The sequence below is a fragment of the Achromobacter piechaudii NBRC 102461 genome (assembly GCF_001571245.1).
Taxonomy (GTDB): Bacteria; Pseudomonadota; Gammaproteobacteria; order Burkholderiales; family Burkholderiaceae_B; genus Achromobacter; species Achromobacter piechaudii.
The window spans coordinates 717,275-738,538 of the sequence record NZ_BCTK01000001.1; the positions used below are offsets into that span (position 1 = coordinate 717,275).

At 67.5% G+C, this 21,264-nt stretch carries 1 protein-coding gene (running past one end of the window); it reads left to right on the forward strand.

All coding sequences use genetic code 11. From position 1 onward, the window contains the following. The first annotated feature begins 62 nt into the window (after positions 1-62). Positions 63-21,264 carry the 5' portion of a DUF4347 domain-containing protein gene (locus API01S_RS03385; protein WP_167351691.1) on the forward strand. The gene runs 11,528 nt beyond the window's last position, so only the first 21,202 of its 32,730 coding nucleotides appear in the window; its start codon is at positions 63-65; its stop codon lies off the right edge, out of view.

Sequence of the window (21,264 nt, forward strand, 5' to 3'; positions counted from 1 at the left end):
GTAGAGAAGTTAAAAACTCAGGGCGTTTCCCGCGCCCGCCATAACAAATGTCGAGCGACGATATGAGCATGAAGAAACTGGCGCGCAAACTGTGGACCGGCCGTTCCTCCCGCGAGGTGCAGCAATCCTTGTTCCGCAGGCGGCCCCTCTTCGAGGCGCTGGAGCGCCGTTATCTCATGTCGGCCGACCTGCTCGTGCCGCCGCCACCGCCCACCAGCGATCAGGCGCCTGTCGTCGCGCCCGCCGATCCGGCCGCTGGCGCGCATCAGGGCAAGAAGCCCGCCGCGCCCGGCACGCATCCGTACCTGGTCGAGCGCGCCGCCTTCAAGGCCGTGGCGCAGCACAGCGACATGATGACGCTGGATCAGTACGCCAAGGCCAACGCCACGCGACAGGGCGACGCCAAGGCATGGCTGCCCGGCCAGGAAGCGAACGCGGCCAAGCCGTCGGCGCTGGCGGCGAACATCCCCGGCTACACCACGCAGTCGGAACAGACGCCGGTGCGCCAGATCATCTTCGTGGACCCCGCCGTCGATAACGCGCAAGAGATCGTCCAGGGCCTGTACGGCCTGATCAGCGGCAAGACAGAAGGCCTGGATGGCCTGGTCAAGCCCACGGGCGAAGGCCCGCAGGTGCAGGTGCTGCGCGCGCACGACACCGAGATCATCGTGCTGGACGGCCGCTATGACGGCGTGGACCAGATCACGCAGATCCTGGGTCAGCACAAGGACCTGGCCGCCGTGCAGATCATGAGCCACGGCAGCGCCGGCGCGCTGTCGCTGGGCACGGCCACGCTGGGTTCCAGCCAGCTCGACACGTACAAGGAACAGTTGCGCGCCTGGGGCGATGCGCTGTCGGAAGATGGCGACATCCTGCTCTACGGCTGCAACGTCGCCGCCGGCAAGGGCGGCATCGCCTTCGTGGACAGCCTGTCCGCCATCACGCGCGCGGACGTGGCCGCCGCCACGCACACGGTCGGCAGCGCCGCGCTGGGCGGCGACTGGGTGCTGGACTATCGCAAGGGCGTGATCGACACGAACTCGGTCACGGTCGCCAGCTGGAATGGCGTGATGGCCAGCGCCACCGGCCTGCAAACGGGTGGATCGACCTTGCAGGGCGTGGCCACCAATGACCACCTGATCGGCTACGGCAGCAACAACACCTTCGTCTTCGACAACAATTCGACCGCCGCCGTGACCACGATCGAAGTGCGTCAGGGCATGAAGCTGGAGAACGGTGTCTGGGTGCGCAACGAGGACGACGAGAACAGCAACAACACGCTGGACTTCTCGGCCATCAAGGGCAACGTCACCGCCATCATCAGCAACGATGACGCCTACCAGATCCGCTACGCGACGGTGGACGCCGCCAATGTGTGGACGCAGCACACGGTGAACGTCGTCTTCAAGTCGGCCGACGGCACGCAAAGCCTGAAGATCGGCGGCAAGACCTTCAACCTGATCGGCACCGCGCTGGACGGCAAGACCTTGCTGGATTACAGCGGCTACGCCACCGGCATCACGGTCGATCTGTCCGGCCCTTCTGCGGACGCCAATGGCGAAGAAGTTCCGCCGCCGCCGCCCACCGGATTCGGTTATGTGCGAGCGATCAGCGGCGTCAAGGGTTCTACGCAGGGCGGCAACAAGATCACGGTCGTGGGCGACACCACCGTCACGATCAACCACTCGCAAGACATCATCAGCGGCAGCGGCGGCGGCAACACCTACATCGTCGCGGGCGGGGCCATCGGCTTCACGCTGACCCAACAGGCCGGCCAAAGCGGCAACACGCTGGACCTGTCCCAATATGGCGCGGACGTCACGGCGCGCGTGCAGACCAGCGGCGGCATTTCCGTCTACCTAGGCGCGGGCGTGGCAGCGGACGGCACGGTCAACACCCTGAACGGCGCGACCGCCCTGGTCAGCAATCTGGACGTGCAGATGTTCTTCGGCGTGGCCGGCAAGACCACGCTGGACTACACGGGCTATGAAGACAACGTCACCGTCAACCTGAACTTCCAGGACGGCAACACCGGCCTGTACAACGCCAGCGGCATGGCAGGCGTGCTGAACATCAGCAACGTCATCGGCGCGGGCGGCACCTATGGCAACGACATCGTCGGCAGCCTGGGCGACAACATCATTACCGTGGCCAACAGCCGTGGCCAGAACCGCATCAGCGGGGGCGGCGGCAACGATCTGGTGATCGGCAACCTGGCCACGGGCGGCACCACCGAATACATCGCGGGCGTGGACAGCGACGCCACGCTGACGGGCGACAAGACCTCGGCCACGCTGACGAACACGCCCGTGGGCGCAGGCGCCGTTGCGACGGTGACCTTGCGCGGCGTGAACGCCGTGACCTTGCAGGACTATCGCACCATCGACCCGGCGGCGGCCGTGGGCTCGGCGAATCACGCCAGCACGCTCGTCACGCTGGACGGCACGAATTATCGCGGCGATCTGAACCTGATCGGCAGCGCGGGCGCCAACGTCCTGAAGGGCGGTCTGGGCCACAACACCTACACGGGTTATCAGGGATCGAACGAGCTGTGGGCGCAAGCCGGCTCCCTGAGCAATACGCTGGACGAAAACGGCCAGTGGAATTTCACGTTGAGCGATACCGCGCTGGCGGCCACCTACCAGACCGACGGCACGCCGCTGGCGGCAGGCCAGGCCAATCCGGTGCTGGCCAACACCTTGCACGGCGTCTTCAGCGACGCGCGCCTGAACGGCGGACTGGGTTCCACGTTGATCGACGCTTCGGCGTTCAGCGGCAATACGGTGCTGGTCAGCGGCCTGATGGCGGGCGGCGTGATCAAGTCCGGCTCCGGCGCCAACACGCGCCATCAGGTCATGCTGCTGGGCGGCCGCTATGCGATCACGGGCGGCACGGGCGCGAACGCCACCACCGAACTGGTCGTGGCCGCCGATGGCCTGACCGGCATCGACGGCGCGGGCTACCAGGCGCAGATGACCGCCAGCGGCGGGCTGGGCTATGTGTCGTTCGAACAGAACGGCGGCATCAGCTGGATCAAGCGCGCCGCCGACGAGACACAGGCCACCGCGTCCACCTACACCGGCATCACCAGCGCCCGCATCGTCAGCGGCGAATACGGCAACTGGATCGATACCTCGCGCTTCGCGGGCACCGCCGTGCTGGACGGCCAGGCCGGGCTGTCGAACTATTTCATCGTCAGCAACGCCTACGCGACGCAGGTGATCGGATCCGCCGGGACCAACACCATCGAGCTGTCCACGGGCGGCAAGAACGTCACGCTGAGCAACAGCCAGCTTGCCATCAGCACGGGCGGCGTCACGGTCAACAGCGCATTCACCAACGTGAATGACTTCCGCTTCGTGGTGCAGGGCGGCGGGACCGCCAACACCGTCGACACCACCGCCTTTACCGGCGTCACCACGCAGACCTACCTGTCCGACCTGACCACCGGCTACACGCCGGCCGAGGGCCCGGCGCTGGCGTTCCTGTTCCCCAACCAGGCCAACGCGCGCGTCGATGTCGGGCTGGAAGGTGTGCGCACCATCGCCGAGCTGCTGGACGCCATCGGGCAAAGCATCCTGGTCAACGCGGCCGGCGAGCCGCTGCGCGTCGCCGTCAGCGGCCCGAACGCGGGCAAGCTGATCGCGGCCACCGACACCACCACGCCGTGGGACTATCTGTACGCGCTGACGGCCAGCCTGGACGCCCAAGGGCGCTTGCAGGTGGCCTACAGCCAGGACGCCATCGCGGCCGGCCTGTCGGGCGTGTTCACGTTGGCGCCGGGCATGCAGGCCGCGCTGAACGCCGACGGCACGGTGTCCACCTCCACCGTCAGCGTGTCGGATGCCGCCTACAAGCTGGGCTTGATCGCGGCGAACCAGGCGCAAAGCAGTTCCACCAGCGCCGGCGTGCTGACGGGCGCGGCGCTGGCAATCGGCCATCAGACCCAGTTCGTACTGGCCGGCGCCAATTCCACCATCCGCTCGGGCGGCGGCGACAACACCTTCGTCGTCAACTACGGACAGGACACGCTGAACACCGGCGCGGGCAACAACATCGTCACGCAGCCGCTGGCCAGCAATCACCTGGTGGTCAACACCAGCGTGGGCGCGGTGTTGAGCAACGCCAACGTGCATTACGTCAATGCCGGCGTCGTCACGGCGGCGGTGAACTACGGCGCCAATACGTTCGGCGACGCCATCGTCATCGCCACCAACTCGACGGGCGCGACCACGCTGGACGCGTCCACGTGGACGCAGGCCGTCACGCTGGCGACCAGCGGCGGTTACGACACGCTCAAGGGCAACACCAGCAACGTTTCGTTTGTGGTGACGCAGCCGGCCGATACCTCGGCCGGCAAAGTTACCGTGTCGCTGGCATCCAACACGGGCAAGGACAACAGCCTGATGGTGATGGGGCCGGGCACGGGGTCGGCGCTGTCGAGCCTGATCTCGGCATTCGGCGCCATCGAAGGCGTGACGCTGGGCGCGAACACGGACAAGCTGGATTATGTGCTGGACATCGGCAATGGCAGCGTCGATCAGGCGCTGACGTTGAGCGGCCGCAACGTCATCATCCGTGGCGAGTCGTTCTCGGTGAACACCAACATCACGCTGGACGCGGGCCACACCCTGCGGCTCGAAGGCCAGAAGATCACGGTGGGCGCGACTTCGGGCGCGAACATCGTGCTGGCGGCGGGCGCGGTGGAACTGGCGGCGCAACGTTACCGCCCGTGGCGCAGCGGCTTTGCGCAGATCTACGAGCTGGAAACCGGCATCACCATCAACAACGCCACCTTGTGGGCCAAGGATGCGGCCGGATCGGGCGTCAGCCTGACGACCAAGATCGACAGCAAAGACTACGACCTGGACCCGCTGATCAAGAACGGCGCCAACCAGAGCGGCGTGCTGGGCACCCTGGCGGGCGGCGTCAATTCCGCTTTCGATGCCTTGATGAAGTTCCTGGATGGCGCCACCGCCATGGCGTCCTGGGCCGGCATCACCTACACGTCGTCCATCAACGTCGGCACGCAGGCGCGGCTGGTGTCCAACAGCGACGTGACGATCACGTCCACCTCGTCGGCCACGGTCAAGCTCAGTCCGCTGGTGTCCAAGGTGGCCAGCATCGCGGTCGGCGTGCTGCAAAATTATTCGCGCATCGACGTGCAGGGCACGGTGATCGCCGCCAAGGGCATCACCATCAAGTCCGAAGTCACGAACGACATGTCGATTGCCCTGTTGCCGGGGCAACTGGGCGCGGTGCCGGCCGTGATCGGCGTGGGCGTGGCGGTGGTGATCAGTGAATCCACCGTGCATGTGGGCGCGTCGGCGCGCCTGGAAACGGGGCTGCGCTTTACCGTCGATCCCAACACCGGCACGGCCAGCGGCGTGGGCGGCGACGTGACGGTCCAGGCCATCACCAACCACAAGAGCACCATCTCGATCTCGGCGCTGGGCGCCCTTGCCGAAAGCGACGACACGCAGCCCGTGAAGACGGCGGACGGCAAGATCGACCCGTCCAAAGAGACGGGCCGGTACAAGGCCAGCGTAGCCAAGGTGGGCGTGGCCGTGGGCTTCGCCTACAACCAGCTCAAGACCGAAGCGTTCATGGATGGCACAGTCGTGACGCGCGACTCGGGCAAGGTCACGGTCCAGGCCAAGGCGCTGGACACGGGCAGCGCCATCGCGGTCAAGACCATTCTGGGCGGACGCGCCGCCACCGGCAGCGACTACCTGTCCTCGGTGCAAACCGAGGCCAAGAGCGCCGCCATCTCCAAGACGGTCACGCCGGTCGTGGGCGGCGCACTGAGCGGCCTGGGCACCGGCACGCAGTACGTCAAGAGCTTCTTCAGCGCGCTGGTGTCCGAGAGCCGGGGCGGAAAGTTCGGCGACAAGGTCAAAGAGATCAAGCAGGAAAAGGATTTCGCCGACCGCGCCAAGTACGACGAGGACATCCAGAAGGAAATCGACAAACCGTCCACGGAATTCCAGGTGGGCGCGGCGCTGGGCATGTCGATGAGCAACATCACGACGACGGCCCGCATCGGCAATGGCGTCAATGCCGCGACGGTCACGACCGCAGGCGGCGACGTGACCGTCAACGCCGTGACGCAGTACAACACCAAGCTGACGGTCATGAGCGGGGTGGACGATCAGGCAATTGCCGACAAGCAGGCGTTCCTGAACAAGAAGAACAGCCTGACCACCAACCAGCCGGAACGCGCGGCGGGGCCGGACGGCTCCGACTTCGGCGCGGCGGCGGCGGTGATCATCGGCATCGACAACGTCAACACGCAGGCCGCGGTCAGCAAGCTGGCCAGCGTCACCACCAAGGGCGGCGACGTGGCGGTCACCGCCAGCACGCTGAACCAGATCGACCCCAACAAGCTGTGGCTGGTCAATCTGTATGCGCCGTTCGATGGCATCGACGCCAAGTGGAACGCGGCCGACGGCACCAAGGCCAAGATGACGGTGGCCGGCGCTGCCGCCGCCAGTTTCCTGAACAACCTGCAAGCCACGCTGACCAGCACGGGCGGCATTTCGTCCAGCTTCAGCAGCTGGGCCAGCGCCAACGCCAAGAGCAAGAAGCTGGCCTTGTCCGGCGCGTTCACCGTGCTGGTGCAGGACACGCAGACCCTGGCCAACGTGGCTGGCAAGATCGACACGCGCCTGTCTGGCGGCGCGGCGGGCGACCTGACGGTGGATGCCGAGAATTCGTCGCAACGCCTGAACTTGGTGGGCAACATCATCCTGCCGTCGCTGTCGATTGGCGGTGCGAAGGATCTGCAAAAGGCCGACCCGCGCAAGGACGGCGAAAGCCGCATGAGCTACGGCAAGGACCGGGTCAAGGGCTTTCTCACGCCCAAATATCAGGGCTTTGACTACGGCAGCAGCTCGAAAGAGGGCTCGGCGATAGGCGTGTCGGTGTACGTGAACGCGGCCAAGCACGACACGCGTGCGGTGGTGAGCGACACGGCCGTGATCAACACCGGCAAGCTGACGGTCAACGCCGACAACGAATTGGTCTCGGTCACGCTGGGCGCATCGGGCGGCCAGGCCAAGACGCTGGCGGTCAATGGCGTGGTGCTGGTCAATTCGACCAGCGCCACCACCTTGGCGCAGGTAGGACGCGGCGCTACCGTCGAAGCCTCGGGCGCTGCCGCGATTGCAGCGACCGACGCCACCTGGGTGGGCACGATCGCAGGCGCGGCCGCCAGTTCGCAGGCGGTGGGCGTGGGCATGAGCGTGTCCATCAATGACGTCAACCGCTGGACGCAGGCCTTGATCGGCGACACCTTGCGCGTGTCCGATGGCGCGCCCACCGGCTTACCGGCAGGCGCGTTCACGGCGTCGTCGCTGTCGGTGCGGGCGGAGAACAAGGGCTTTGTCGGCAACTTCGCCGTGGCCGGCTCGCGCGTGTCCAGCCCGACGGCGGGTGCGGGCAGCGGCACGGGTGCAGGCGCTGGCGGCGGCGGTGCTGGCGGTGCTGGCAGCGGCACCGACATCATGAACACGAAGTTGCCCGGCAGCCAGGGGCAGGCCGCGCCTGGGGTAGCGAACCCCGCGCCGCTGCCCGGCGCGGATCTGGGTTCGACGCTGGAGGCCGCCAGCGGCCAGGTCAAGCAACTGACGCAGGACGCCGGCGCGGCCCCTGGCGGCGGTGCGTCCAGCAGCAGCAGCCAACCGTCCAAGACGGGCGTGGCGATTTCGGGCGCGGTGGCCGTCAACATGGTCAGCGACTTTGCCCAGGCCTACGTCAACGCGGCGGGCATGGTCATCAAGATCGGCGGCGACGCTTCGATCACCGCCTTGAACGACACGCACGCGCTGGCCCTGTCCGGGTCGGCCGCGCTGGCGCAGTCCGACAGCGCCAAGTCGAACGTGGGCATCGCGGGCGCTTACAGCATGAACATGCTGGGCGGCGAGGCGCGCGCCGAGGTGGTGGCGGTGGGCGAATTGGCCGTCACGGCGAACCTGGCCCTGGCGGCCCGGCGCACGGGCGTGGCGGTCACGATTGCCGCCGGCATGGCCGGCGCGAAAGGACAGAAGGGCGTCGCGGTGGCCGGCTCGGCCGCCGTGGGCGTGGCGGACTACGCCAACATCGCGGTGTTGAGCAACGCGGCCAAGGTGTCGGCGCGCGACATCACCTTGCAGGCGCGTGACCTGAGCGTGCTGGCCACGGTGGCCGGTGCGGTCGCCAGTTCGGACGGCAAGGCGGGCGTGGGCGCGGCGATTGCCGTCAACGTCAGCACCAGCAATGCTGAAGCGGGCATCCGCCAAGTGACGGAGCTGCTGTACACCGGCAGCATCGACGTGTCCGCGGAATCGACCCAGGTGGTGGTGGGCTTTGCCGGCGCGCTGGGCACGGCGCGCGATGGCGCGGGCGTGGGCGGCTCGGTGTCGGTCAACGTGGTGTCCAACCGCATCGAAAGCTATCTGATCAACAGCAAGGTCACGTATGACGGCGCGGCCAGCGGCAGCCATGACATGAAGCTGCAAGCGCTGGACAAGACGACGCTGGTGGCCATCACCGGTGCGGCCGGCGCGGGCAAGAAGGCGGGCGTGGGCATCGCCGTCAGTTACAACGAAATCGGCAACGCCGTCATGGCCGGCATCCAGGGCTCGACCGTTGATACGCGCGGCCAGGGCGCGGTGAGCATCAGTGCCGAAGACAGGTCGGCGCTGGGCGGCGGCGCGGTCGGCGTGGGCGTGGGCATGGGCGACGCGAAGTTCGCGGGCGCGGGCTCCATCCAGGTCAACCGGGTCAGCTCGGCGGTGGCCGCCTATGTGCTGCCGCGCTACGACGCCAACGGCGCTGTGGCGGCGCGCAGCAACATCAAGGCCACGGCGCTGACGGTGACGGCAACCGAAAACAATACGCTCGTCGCCGTGACGGGCGGCGTGGCGGTGGCGGCGGGCGGCTCGGTGGCCGTCGGCGCGTCGGTCAGCGTCAACGAAGTCAGTTCGCGCGCCAGCGCCTTGATTGAATATGCCGACGTGGACGTCGGCGGCAAGGTAGACGTGTCGGCGCATTCGTCACCCTTGCTGGTGTCGGTGGGCGCGGCAGGCGCCTTGTCGAAGAACTTTGCATTGGCCGGCGCGGTCAACGTCAACATGATGCGCGGCGCGACCGAAGCGCGCATCAGCGACAGCACCATCAAGGCGGGCAGCCAGACCGGCTTTACCGGCGACGCCGTGCGCGTGAACGCTTCGGACGCGTCCGCGCTGTACGCCATCACGGTCGCGGGTTCCATCGCGACTCAAGGCGCAGCGGTGGGCCTGGCCGTGGCGGTCAACATCATGGGCGGCAACACCGCCTTTGACCGCAACCTGCTGGGATTTTCCAACACCACGCTGGCCGATTCCGGCGCGGCGGTGACGACGGTGGGCGTGGCCGACAATGCCGGCGCGACCCCCAATCCAAAGATCACGGCGGCCATCCTGCGCAGCGATGTGCATGCGGTAGCCGGCAACGTCAATGTGTTCGCCGGCCTGGTGGACCCGATGGCGGCGGGCAGCAATGCACAACTGGGCGGCGGCGATCAGCTGTCGGTCGGCGGCAACGACATCCACGTGGACCAGGGCGGTAGCACGCTGACCTTCACGGGCGAAGCGGCCGCCGTCATCAACGGCACGCAGGACGACAGCGGCAACGCCGGCATGCCGACACAGGCGGGCGGCGCGGGCGGCGAGTTCTCGGGATGGCAGACCGGCGACGGCGTCTACCTGAGCGCGGGCGCGGCCAACATCAAGCTGGCCGACGGCTCCAGCCTGCGCAACGATCGCGTGTACTACGTGATCCGCCGCGAGGCTCCCAATGGCCAGGCCATCATCCAGCTGGCGGACACGCAGGAAGACGCCTTGCGCGGCAAGGCCTTGCAGTTCGGCAGCGTGACCAACCTGGGCGCGGTGGGCTTTGCCCACGTGCGCATGCAGAATTCCACCAGCGTCAACCTGCAACCCTTCCACGGCGTGGATGCGGGCGTGACGCTGAACCCCGCCACCAACACGCTGACGCTGAACGCACCGTTCGCCGGCGTGCAGGAAGGCGCGGCCATCGTGTACAGCGGCTCGGTCGGCAGCAATGGCCAGATCGAAGACGTGCTGGCCAATCGCATCCTGGCCCAGGGCAAGGACGTGTTGAAGGTGGGCGTGGCGTATTACGTCGTCAACCTCAGCGCCGACCAGACCTCGTTCCAGCTGCGCGACGGCCAGGGCAATCTGATCGACCTGAGCGGCGCGTCCGTCGGCGGCGCGTTGCAGCGCTTCAGCGTGAACAATCCGGCCGGCGCGGTCTTGAACGCGGACGGCAGCCTGACCCTGCCCAAGGCGCACGGCCTGGCCACCGGCGACAAGGTCGTGGTCAGCGTGGCCGATCATGGCGTGCTGACCGGCCTGGCGAACGACAACGTCTATGAAGTGGAGGTCGTGGACAGCACGACCTTGCGATTCAAGAGCGTCAACGGCGCGGCCGTCACGCTGGCCGCGCTGGGCTATGTGGCCGAGTTCAACACCGGCACCAAGCGCTACGAGTATTTCCTGACCGACGCGGCCGGCAACAAGGCGCTGGACGCCCAGAACCGGCCCATCGCCGTCAATCCCGACGCGATGATCGCGTTCACGCAGGTGCAGTTGCAGCGCCAGACCTCGCAGAGCTCGACCAGCACCGGCAGCGACGGCACACAGAACACCAGCATCATGCAAGGCACGCCGACGGACGCCACCTTATCCGCCAGCAGCGCCAAGGCGCAGGCGGCGGGCGAAAACAGTTTCAGCTTCGCCACCGATGCGGGTCTGGCCACGGGCGACGTGGTGATCTACCGCAGCCAGGGCACGACGATAGACGGGCTGATCGATGGCCAGCGCTATTACGTCATCAACGCCTCGCAGGGCGGCGCGTTCCGCTATCAACTGGCCAGCTCGCTGGACAACGCGCGCGACGGCATCGCGATGCAACTGGGCGCGATGAGCGGCACGGGCGGCGTCAGCCTGCAAAAAGCCGTGGACCGCATCACCTCGGGCGGCCTGATCGCATTGGATATCGGCGCGTTGACGCAGGGCCATGCCTTGTCCAACAGCATGTTGAGCATCACCGTGGCGGGCGCGGGGGGCAAGTCCCTGGGCGGCGCGGGCGCGATTGGCGTGAACATCTCGCGGGCGGACGTGACCGCCATCATCGACAACACAGGCGCGACGGCCGGCACGCAGGTGCTGGCGGACAAGGGCGCGGTGTCGGTATCGGCGCAGGACGCCAGCCGCATCGTGACGGCCACGGGCGCATTGGGCATTTCGCTGACGCAGGGCGCGTCGGCAGCCATCGGCGCCTCGGTGGGCGTGGCGGACATGCGCAACAACGTGCGCGCTGCGATTGCCTCGGCGACGGTCACGGCAGAATCCGTGCAGGTGCGCGCCGATGAGCGCGCCAGCATCTACAACGTGTCCGTCGGTCTGGCGGGCGGCGCGGGCGTGGCGGTCAGCGGCTCGGTCGCCGTCAATACGATCCAGAACACGGTGCATGCGCAGATCCGTGATGCTTCCGTCACCGCGACGACGGGCGATATCCGCATCGCCGCGCGCGACATGGCCAGCATCGCGGCGCTGGCCGGCAACGTGTCGGTGTCGGTGGGCGGCCGCGTGGCTGCCGGCATGGCGTTTGCCGTCAACCAGATCTTCGACACGGTGTACGCGGGCGCGGTGCGCTCGTCCCTGTCGGCGGCGGGCGATATCGTCGTGCTGGCTACGTTTGCCAAGCCCGATGACCTGTCACCCGGCCTGAACGCGCAGATCTCCGCGATGGCGGTCAGCGGCGCGGTCGCGGCGGGCGGCAGCGGCGCCAATGTGGGCTTTGGCGGATCGGCGGTGCTGAACTGGATCGCCAATTCGATCAAGGCCGAGATCGGCGACACGGTCAGTGGTCAGGACGTGGTCGCGGACGGCGACATCGTGGTGCAAGCCACCGACGCCTCCACCATCAACAGCCTGGCCGGCGCGATCGCGCTGGGCCTGGGCTCGCAAGGCGCGGGCGTGGCGGTGGGCGCCAGCCTCTCTTACAACTATCTGGGCGGCGCGCCCGCGGGCAATGCCCGCGAGCATTCGGTATCCGCCCAGATCCGCGACACGCAGGGCGCGGTGCGCGGCGCGCACGTTCAGGTGGCGTCGCTGTTCACCGGTCAGATCCACAACGTGACGGTAGCCGGCAGCGTGGCCGTCGGCACCGTGGCGGTGTCGGTGGGCGGAGCCGTATCCGTCAACCGCGTCAACAGCAAGAACGAAGCCGGCATCCGCAATGCGCGTCTGGTCGAGGCCCTGTCCTCGGGCGGCGCGCCGGGCGTGGCCGTGCAGGCGCGCGACGACGGTTATGTGCTGGCCGTGGCGGGCGGCCTCGGCGTGGCGGTGTCGCCGGGCAGCGGCGCGGGCATCGCGGCCGGCGTGTCGGCCACCGACAACACGGTCAGGAACCAGACGCGGGCAAGCATCGATGGCTCGTCCGACAGTGACGCCGGCCTGCGTACCCAGATCGCCTCGGCCCATGGCGTGGCGGTGGACGCCATCAATGACTCGCGCATCGTGTCGGCATCGATCGGCGTGGCGGCGGCGGTGGCGGTGGGGCAGGGCTTTGCCGGGGCTGGCGCAGGCGCGGGCAGCGGCAACACTATCGGCGGCTCGGTCGAAGCGACGCTGCGCAACGTGGACACGAAGACGGGCTCCCTGCTTGAAGGCGGCGTGCGCGTGAACGCCGAGAACACCGGCAGCATCGTGGCGGTGGCGGGCGCGCTGGCCGTGGCCGTGTCGGCAGGCGGCGTGGGCGCGGGCGCGTCCGTGGGCGTGTCGGTCGCGATCAGCGACATCAGCACCGTGGTCAAGGCGCTGGTGGACAACTCCGTCCTGCGCACGCGCGGCGCGGCGCTGGGCACGGCCTCGGGCGTGACGGTATCCGCCAGCGACCGCGCATCGATCACCGCCATCGCCATCGGCGGGGCGGTCAGCGTGCAGGCCGGCAGCGCGGGCGTGGCCATCGCGGTGGGCACGAGCGTGGCAGTCAACAAGGTCTTCAACACGGTGCATGCCCATATCCAGGGCGGCAGCGTGGAAACGAATGGCGCGGCGCTGACGGTCAGCGCCACGCAGCGCGCCGACATCACGTCGGTGGTGCTGGGCGCGTCCGTCGCGGTGTCGGTGGGCGACAGCGCCAATGCCGCCATCGGCGGCGGCGGTGCGCTGGCGCGCAACGTCATATCGGCCAGCGTGCAGGCAGGGGTGTCGGACGCCGTCATCGACACGTCGGGTACGGCCGGTGCGCTGGGCGCGTTGGACGTGCTGGCGCTGGGCCTGTCGCAGATCAACGCGGTGGTGCTGGGCATGTCGGCATCGGTGTCGGTCAGCCACTATGCGGCGGCCTCGGCGTCGGTGGGCGTGGCCATGGCCGAGAACGTCATCGGCTATGACGTGAACAGCGCCGGCCAGGTGGTGGCGCTGGGCGCGGGCCGTCCGGTCAATGAGATCGTGGCGTCCATCGACGGCAGCACGGTGACGGCGGGCGCGGTGCGTGTGAACGCCAGCAACGCTACGTTCAAGGCCGACGGCAGCGTCGACGAACAACAAAGCATCGACGCCGTCGTGGTGGCGGGCGCGGTCGCGGTGTCGGTAGCGTATGCGCCGCCCATCGTCGATGGCGCCAGCCTGGCGGTGTCGGGGGCCGGCGCAGGCGCGCGGGCCGTCAACAAGATCAAGACGGGCATCACCGCCCGCATCACGGACGTGAACCAGGCGCACGCGTGGCGCGCGGCCAGCGTGTCGGTCCTGGCGACGGACGTGGCGCGCATCGACAGCACGATTGCCGCCGTGGCGATCACGGTGGCGGTGTCGCTGGGCGCAACCGCGTCCCTGTCGGTCGCGGCGTCGCTGGCGCAGAACGAAGTGGCCAACACGGCGCAGGCCAAGGTTGACGGGGTCAACTTCGTCAACGCCGGCGCGATCACCGTCAAGGCGGACAGCCAGGCCAGCATCCAGACGGTGTCGGTCGCGGCCTCGATTGCGGTGGGCGTGGGGCTGGGCGGCGTGTCGCTGGCAGGCGGCGGCGCGGATGCGCGCAACGTCATCGGCTCGTCGGCCACGGCATTGATGAATGGCTCGCGCATCAGCGGCAATGGCGCCAACGCGCTGACCGTGGATGCCGACATGCGCGGCACGATCAAGGCGACCGTGGTGGTCGCCAGCGTGGCCTTTACCGTGGCAGGCGGGTCGCTCGCCATCGGCGCATCGCTGGCCGAGAACAGCTTGACGCAGGACGCGGGCGCGCGCGGCACCCTGAGCAACACGCAGGTCTCGAATCTGGGCGCGATCAACGTCACCGCCGACACCAGCCAGACGCTGGAAACCGTGGTGGTGGCGGGCGCGGTCGGCATCGCCTACAACGGCGTGGCGCTGGCGGCGGCCGGGTCGAACGCATCGAACACCACGCGCGCCGTGACGCGCGCGCAGGTCGATGGCCTGACCCAGATCGACCCCAACGTGCGCGGCGCGGACAGCCTGAGTGTGAAGGCGACGAACACCGCCACGCTGAAAGCCACGGCGGCGGGCGCGAGCCTGTCGGGCACCTCGCAGGGCCTGGCCCTGTCGGTGGGCGTGGCGCTGGCCAGCAACCAGGCGCTGGGCGCGGTCGAAGCGGCGGTGACCAATTCGACCTTGAACGTCGGCACGGGCGCGCAGATGACGCGCGTGTCGGTCGGCGCAGAGGACACGACGACGCTCCAGGCCAAGGCCATCGGCGCATCACTGGCCTTCGCGATGGCGGGCGGTTCGCTGGCCGTGGGCGCGTCGGTGGCGCGCAACGTTGCGGCGACCAGCGTGCAATCCTATGTGACCGCGTCCACGCTGAACGTGTCGGACGCCGTGGCCGTGTCGGCCAAGGAAACCGCCACGCTGGACGGCCTGTCGGTCGCAGCCTCGGTGGCGGCCGGCTTCTCGGGCGTGTCCGTGTCCGGTTCGGGCGCGGAAGGCACGCAGATCGTCGCCAACGATGTGGGCGCTTATCTGTCGGGTTCGACCATCACGGCGGGCACGGGCGTGTCCGTGAAGGCGGACAACACGTCCACGATTTCGGCGGTGACGGGCGCGGTGTCGGTCAGTGCGACCGGCGCGGGCCTGGCGGCCAGCATCGGCGTGTCGATTGCCAACAATACGTTCGGCGCGTATTCGGGCGACGGCGTCAGCCGCGCCAACCGCGCGCTGGCGTATATCGAGAACAGCACCATCATTGTTGCCAAGGGCAATGTGGACGTGCTGGCCACGTCCACCGAGACGCTGACCAGCGTCAACTTCGCCGGCAGCGTGGCGGTGGCAGGAGCGGGCGGTTCGGCCGCCGGCTCCGGCGTGCAAGTCACCAACCGGTTCGGCACGACGACGTCGGCCTATATCCAGAATTCGGACGTGACGGCCGGCATGACGGGCCAGTCCGGCTCGGTGATGGTGCGCGCGCAAGATACCAGCACCATCCTCAAATCCGGCGCTTATGGCGTGGCGGTGGCGGCGTCGCTGCCGGTGCCTGGCAACTTCGGGCTGAACCTGGCCCTGGCCGTGACGCTGGTGGACAGCGTGGCCGAGAACCAGGTCAGCGCCTACGTCGCCAACGCCAGCGGCAAGAACGTGGGCGCGTATGACGCGGTCTCGGTGCTGGCGCTGCAACAGACCGACTTCAAGGGACTGGACGCGGTGACCGCGTCGGTCGCGGTGGGCGGCGGTATCGCGGCCTCGGGCGCGGGCGTGCGGGTCACGAACACCACGCGCAACAACGTCAGCGCCCGCGTCTCGGGCGCGGGCAAGGTGGGCGCGCTGGGCAAGGTCGATATCAAGGCCGACACCCGCATCGCCGCGCAGATCGACCTGACGCAGGTCAGCGTGGCGGTCGGCATGGTGGGCGTGGCGGTGGGCGTGGGCATTGCCGAGAACATCTCGCGCGACACCACGACGGCAACGGTGGACGGCGCAACGGTCGCCGCTCCGATGGTGGACCTGAGCGCGCTGGTCAGCGTGGATTTCAGCCAGACGCAGACGGCCGGCGTGGCCGCGACGACGGGGCTGGCGGTCAACGTCAATAAGGCGCTGGTGGACATCGGCGCAACGACGCTGGCCGAGGCACGCAACGGTGCGGTGCTGACGGGCGTGTCGGTCACCACCCCCGGCCTGGGCGTGACGCCCGGCATGGTCAACGTCAACGCGCAGGGCACGTATTACGGGCGCGCGTATTCCAAGGCGATCACCGGCGGCGTGATCGGCGTGGGCGTGATGAGCGCCGAGACGCGCCTGGGCGGTTCGCTCAAGGCCTCGGTGGACAACGCCACCTTGCAGGGCGCCATCGTCGGCGTCACGGTGGGCGCGACGACGGAACGCAACGGCGAAGCCGGCCTGCTGGCCGAGGCGCGCTCGCTGGAAGTGGGCGGGGTGACGGTGTCGATCGACACCGCCACGCTGACGACCGCGCTGGATGCGCGGGTGCAGATCGGCAACAACGCCCGCGTGGACGGCACGCTGCTCAGTATCTCCGCCTCGCAGGTGCAGGCGGTGGACGTCAAGATGGACGCCGGCACGATCGCGCTGGTGGCAGGCCGCCAGGGCAAGATCGATGTGCAGGTGGCCGGCAAGTCGGCCATCGACATCAGCGGCGGCGCACAGGTCTCGGGCAACAAGCTGGACCTGCGCAGCAACAACACGGTGCGCGGCACGTCTACCTTGAGCGGCTATTCCGTCAAGCTGGCGGGCGCGGACGTCAGCAAGCATTCGGTGACGATCAAGCCCGAATCGACGATCACCATCACCGGCGCGCGCCAGGCCGGCGACACGCTGGCCACGCCGGGCATGACGGTGGTGCAGGCGCGTGGCGACTACGGCACGCCCGGCATGCTGGACCTGGTCACGACCAACGACATCATCTACACGCAGCGCAACAAGATCACCGGCGTGTCCGGCGTCTCGGTCACGCTGTCGACCAACCATCTGAGCACCGATGGCGCCTTGTCCAAGGTCAAGGTGGACGGCGCGTTCCTGCGCAACGCCTTTGGCGACGTTGTCATGGCGGCGAACACGCGCGGCGTGACGACGACCATCAGCGACCTGCTGGTCGTGTCGGTGTCCAGCTTCAGCCGTTCGGACAGCAATAACGACCTGACGGTGCGCAACGCCATCGAGATTGACAATTCGTCGATCGAGGCCGACAGCATCCTGGCGCTGGCCGGCAGCGGCAAGGCGTCCGATCCGCTCTCTACCGGGTATCTGCTGGCCAACGACAACGTGTCGTTCACGCTGGTGGGCATTGCGCAGATTCCGGATGTGGACAGCGGCGCGAAGGCGCGCCAGATCAACACGGTGCTGATCGACGGCATCTCGTCGGCCGGCTCGCTGCTCAAGGCGCAGCGCAACGTGCGCCTGGAAACCAATCCGTCCACGCTGGACCAGGCCAAGGTCAATGGCACGGTCCAGGTGATCGGCCTGAACCTGAATCCCACGGCGGATCTGGCTGACGGCGTGGTGGATAGCAGTTCCAGCAAGGTCGCGACGGGCGCGGCCACGCGCATCATCGCGGGCGTGAACAACGCGGCCAACCTGTTCGTGATTCCGGCCGAGCTGCTCAAGGAGCTGGGCCTGTCGGGCCTGGCCGCGCAGGCGGCGGGCGGGGCGGTGAAGTTCGATTCGAACTCGGCCGTGGTCAAGGCCATCCTGGAAAAGCTGCTGGGCGCGGGCAAGACCAGCACGGACGGCGCGGCGGGCACGGTCAACATCGACGTGAACTACGAGCTGACGGCGTTCACCGCCAGCGACATCAAGGTCAACGTCACGACCGGCATGATCGTCAAGGACGGCAACAACTACTACCGCTACAACAGCCTGGACAGCCGCGACCTGGATCTGGCCAAGGAAAACTACGGCAACAGCTACTGGCTGCGCCTGGACAACGCCACGCAGGCGCAGAAGGACGAGGCGCTTGGGTCGGACTTCGGGACGACGGCCGCCGCGCAGGTGGGCAGCCTGTACTTCGTGCTCAAGACCGTGGACGTGGGCCGGCCCACGCTGCGCTACGCTAGCCAGCAGAACGTGATCAGCGAGCAGATCCGCACGCTGACCAAGATGCAGTCCGAACACGCGTCCGACCCGCAGGCCGTGGCGCGCTACCAGGCCAACATCGCCGCCTTGCAGCGTCAGTTGCAAAGCATCCAGATGGCCACGGTGGTCGATGGCCAGGTGCGCTATCTGGATTCTTTCTCGACCTTCTACGTCGAAATTCCCGATATGTACGCCTCGGGCGGCTCGGTGTACGTCAGCGCGACGGACGTGGCGGGCGTGAACCGCAACGGCATCGACGCGCGCGCCAACACGCAGATCAACATCGTCAACGACTCGCCGATGCTGATGAACGTGTACGACGCCGTGGTGCTGGACGGCACCATCATCCGGCCCGGTTCGGATGGGCAATTGAAGGTCTTCAAGACCGGCCACCTGTATATCAATGACGTGTCGGTCAAGGGCGCGACTGGCTCGGACACGGCCGAAGTCAACATCAGCCAGATCAAGAACACCTGGGCGGTCGACCCCTTCGGCGGCGCGCTGAACGAAGGCACTGACGATTCCTTGGCGAAGATGATCGCCTCAGCCCCGGTGGACCTGGGCCTCTTGGGCGCGGTGGTCAACCCGCTGGGCAAGGTGTCGGTCATCAATACGCTGGGCAGCATCAACGTGTCCGGCACGATCCAGGCGGTCAGCCTGGACATCGTGGCCAAGGGCAATTTCAGCCTGCAAAGCGAAGGCTGGTTCAACTCGGGCACCAATCCGACGCTGCTCAACGACAGTTGGGCCAGCGTCGTCAATGCCTTGAAGAGCGGCAGCACCAGCACCGGCATCAGCGACACGATGCAGAACGTGCTGCTGCGCTGGGGCTACACCAAGCTGGATTCGTTCAGCGAGGTGCTCAAGAACAACACGGCGGCGCGCGATTCGCGCATCTTTGCGCTGGGCGCGGTCAGCATTTCGGCGCTGACGCTGAATATCGACGGCAAGATCCAGAGCGGCCTGACCGACGCCTACATCAAGATCGACAGCTCGTTCCGGGGCGATCAGGACAAGTCGCTGCAAGACGGCAACGGCTACGCCATCAGCGGCGTGTCGTTCAGCGCGGACGGTTCGTTGAACCGCTACGGCGCGATTACCGGCCGCTTCGACTACGCCACGCAGACGATCATTCTCGATCCGATCCGTCTGGCGGGCGGCAGCATTTCGCTGACCGGCCAGATCGTCTCGGTGGGCAATGGCAACCTGATCGTGGCCAACGGCTATGCGTCCGTGCACATCGACAACCAGACGACCTATGCGCTGGTCACGGGCGACATCGACGTCAGCACGTATCGCCGGGGCCGCATCGAGATCATCGACACGGCGCGCGGCCAGAAGGACCTGTACGAGCTGCAAGGCACGAACAACGTCGTGCACACCGTGTGGAACAAGTTCGTGCAGGTCACGCCTAATTCGTCCGACCCGACCGCCTTGAGCTGGATCTGGGTGTATGACAGCGGCAATGGGCAGCAAAGCACGGCGGGCGCGAGCAGCGCGGCCGGCACCTTGCAGGATGGCCAGACGCTGACCTTGAGCTACAAGCCCCAGGCCGGCCAGATGATGGTCTGGGTGATGGGCTGGAGCTCCGGCGAAACCACCACTACCGTCTACACGACCAAGCAGTTCAACCTGTTCGGCGACTTCGACCCCTTGGGCTGGCTGACGGACAAGAACACCAGCAAGTCCGGCCCCGTGACGGTCTTCGAGACCCCGCGCCCGGTGCTCGTATCCACCGTGGTCGCCTATGACGGCGTCAATTCGGTGCCGGATGCGCTCAAGCAGCAACTGATCGCCAGCGGCAAGCTGAACGATGCGCTGCTGCCCACCACCATCGAAGGCAGCGGCACGCAGAAGCTGGTGGAAGACACCAGCGGCAGCATCGTGGGCCCGGACGGCAAGCACTACCGCCTGGAGACCACGGGCGGCACCGCGCTGGACACGTCCGTGTTCAGCGTGGCCTACCGTAAATTCAATACCGGCGTCATTGTGCGCAACGACGGCCCGCACACCAGTGGCGGCGGCTGGCTGCGCACCAAGACCACGACGCTGACGCAGGTGGTCGAGAAGAAGCAGCAAGAGCTGTTCACCTTCTACATGCCGGCCTCGCAAGAGATCACCCTCAGCTTCATGGGGTCCAGCAACGCCGCCAACGCGATCTACATCCGCAGCAATGGCGACCTGACGCTGGCGGGCAACCTGATCGTGGGCAACGGCAAGACGGTGCATCTGGAAGCCGTGTCGGCGTCTTCGCCGACGTCGATCACGATGCAGGGCGACGTTGGCATCATGGCGCGCGATCCGAACGGGCAGATGCCCAGCGGCGCCAACGCGGCGCTCAACGTCGAGGCCATCGCGCTGGGCGGGGCCATCAAGCTCAACCTGATGGGTTCGACCGGCTACACGCGCGCCGAGGCCCGCAACGATATCCGCTTGAATTACTTCTCGGAGGGCGGCGCCAGTTCGTGGGCCACCTTGCAGAAGGTGAATTCGTCGGCCGGCACGGTGTACATCGAAGCGCTCAACGGCATCTTCGCGCACGCGTCCACCGCCAGCACCGACACCGTCGTGTCGGGCAACCGTATCGAACTGAACGCCGGTTACGGCGCCATCGGTACGGCGTCCAAGGCGCTGACCATCCATGCGCGCCAGGGCTTCGCGGCCCAGGCGGGCCTGGCGGGCGGCCCGGTGGGCGCGGACAAGAGCATCTATCTGTCGCAGAACGTGCTGAACGCCGACCTGACGCTGGTCAAGCCGGTCAACTGGACGAATCCGCAGGCTTCCGTCTACGCCGAATTGGGCAGCGTGAACATCACGCTCAATGGCGGTTCGCTGCTGGACGGCGAACTGGCCGACACCCGCACGGCGACGGAGAAGGCCTATCCGACGGTCACGGCGAAGATCCTGGCGGATCTGAATGCGCAACTGGCGCAGTACAACAGCTACTGGTCGGGCGTGCGCGCCTTGCAGACCGCGACGATCACGCTGGGCGGCGTGGGCACCTACCTGAGCACGCAGTCCGAAGGCGGCCAATACCTGGCGCTGACGCTGACGGCCAGCCAGTACGCGGCCGCGCTGAAGGCGGCGGTGGATGGTCAGCATCTGGTGCGCCTGGCCTACAACAACAGCCTGAACGGCAACGCCCGCACGGAAATCCTGGGCTATCTGG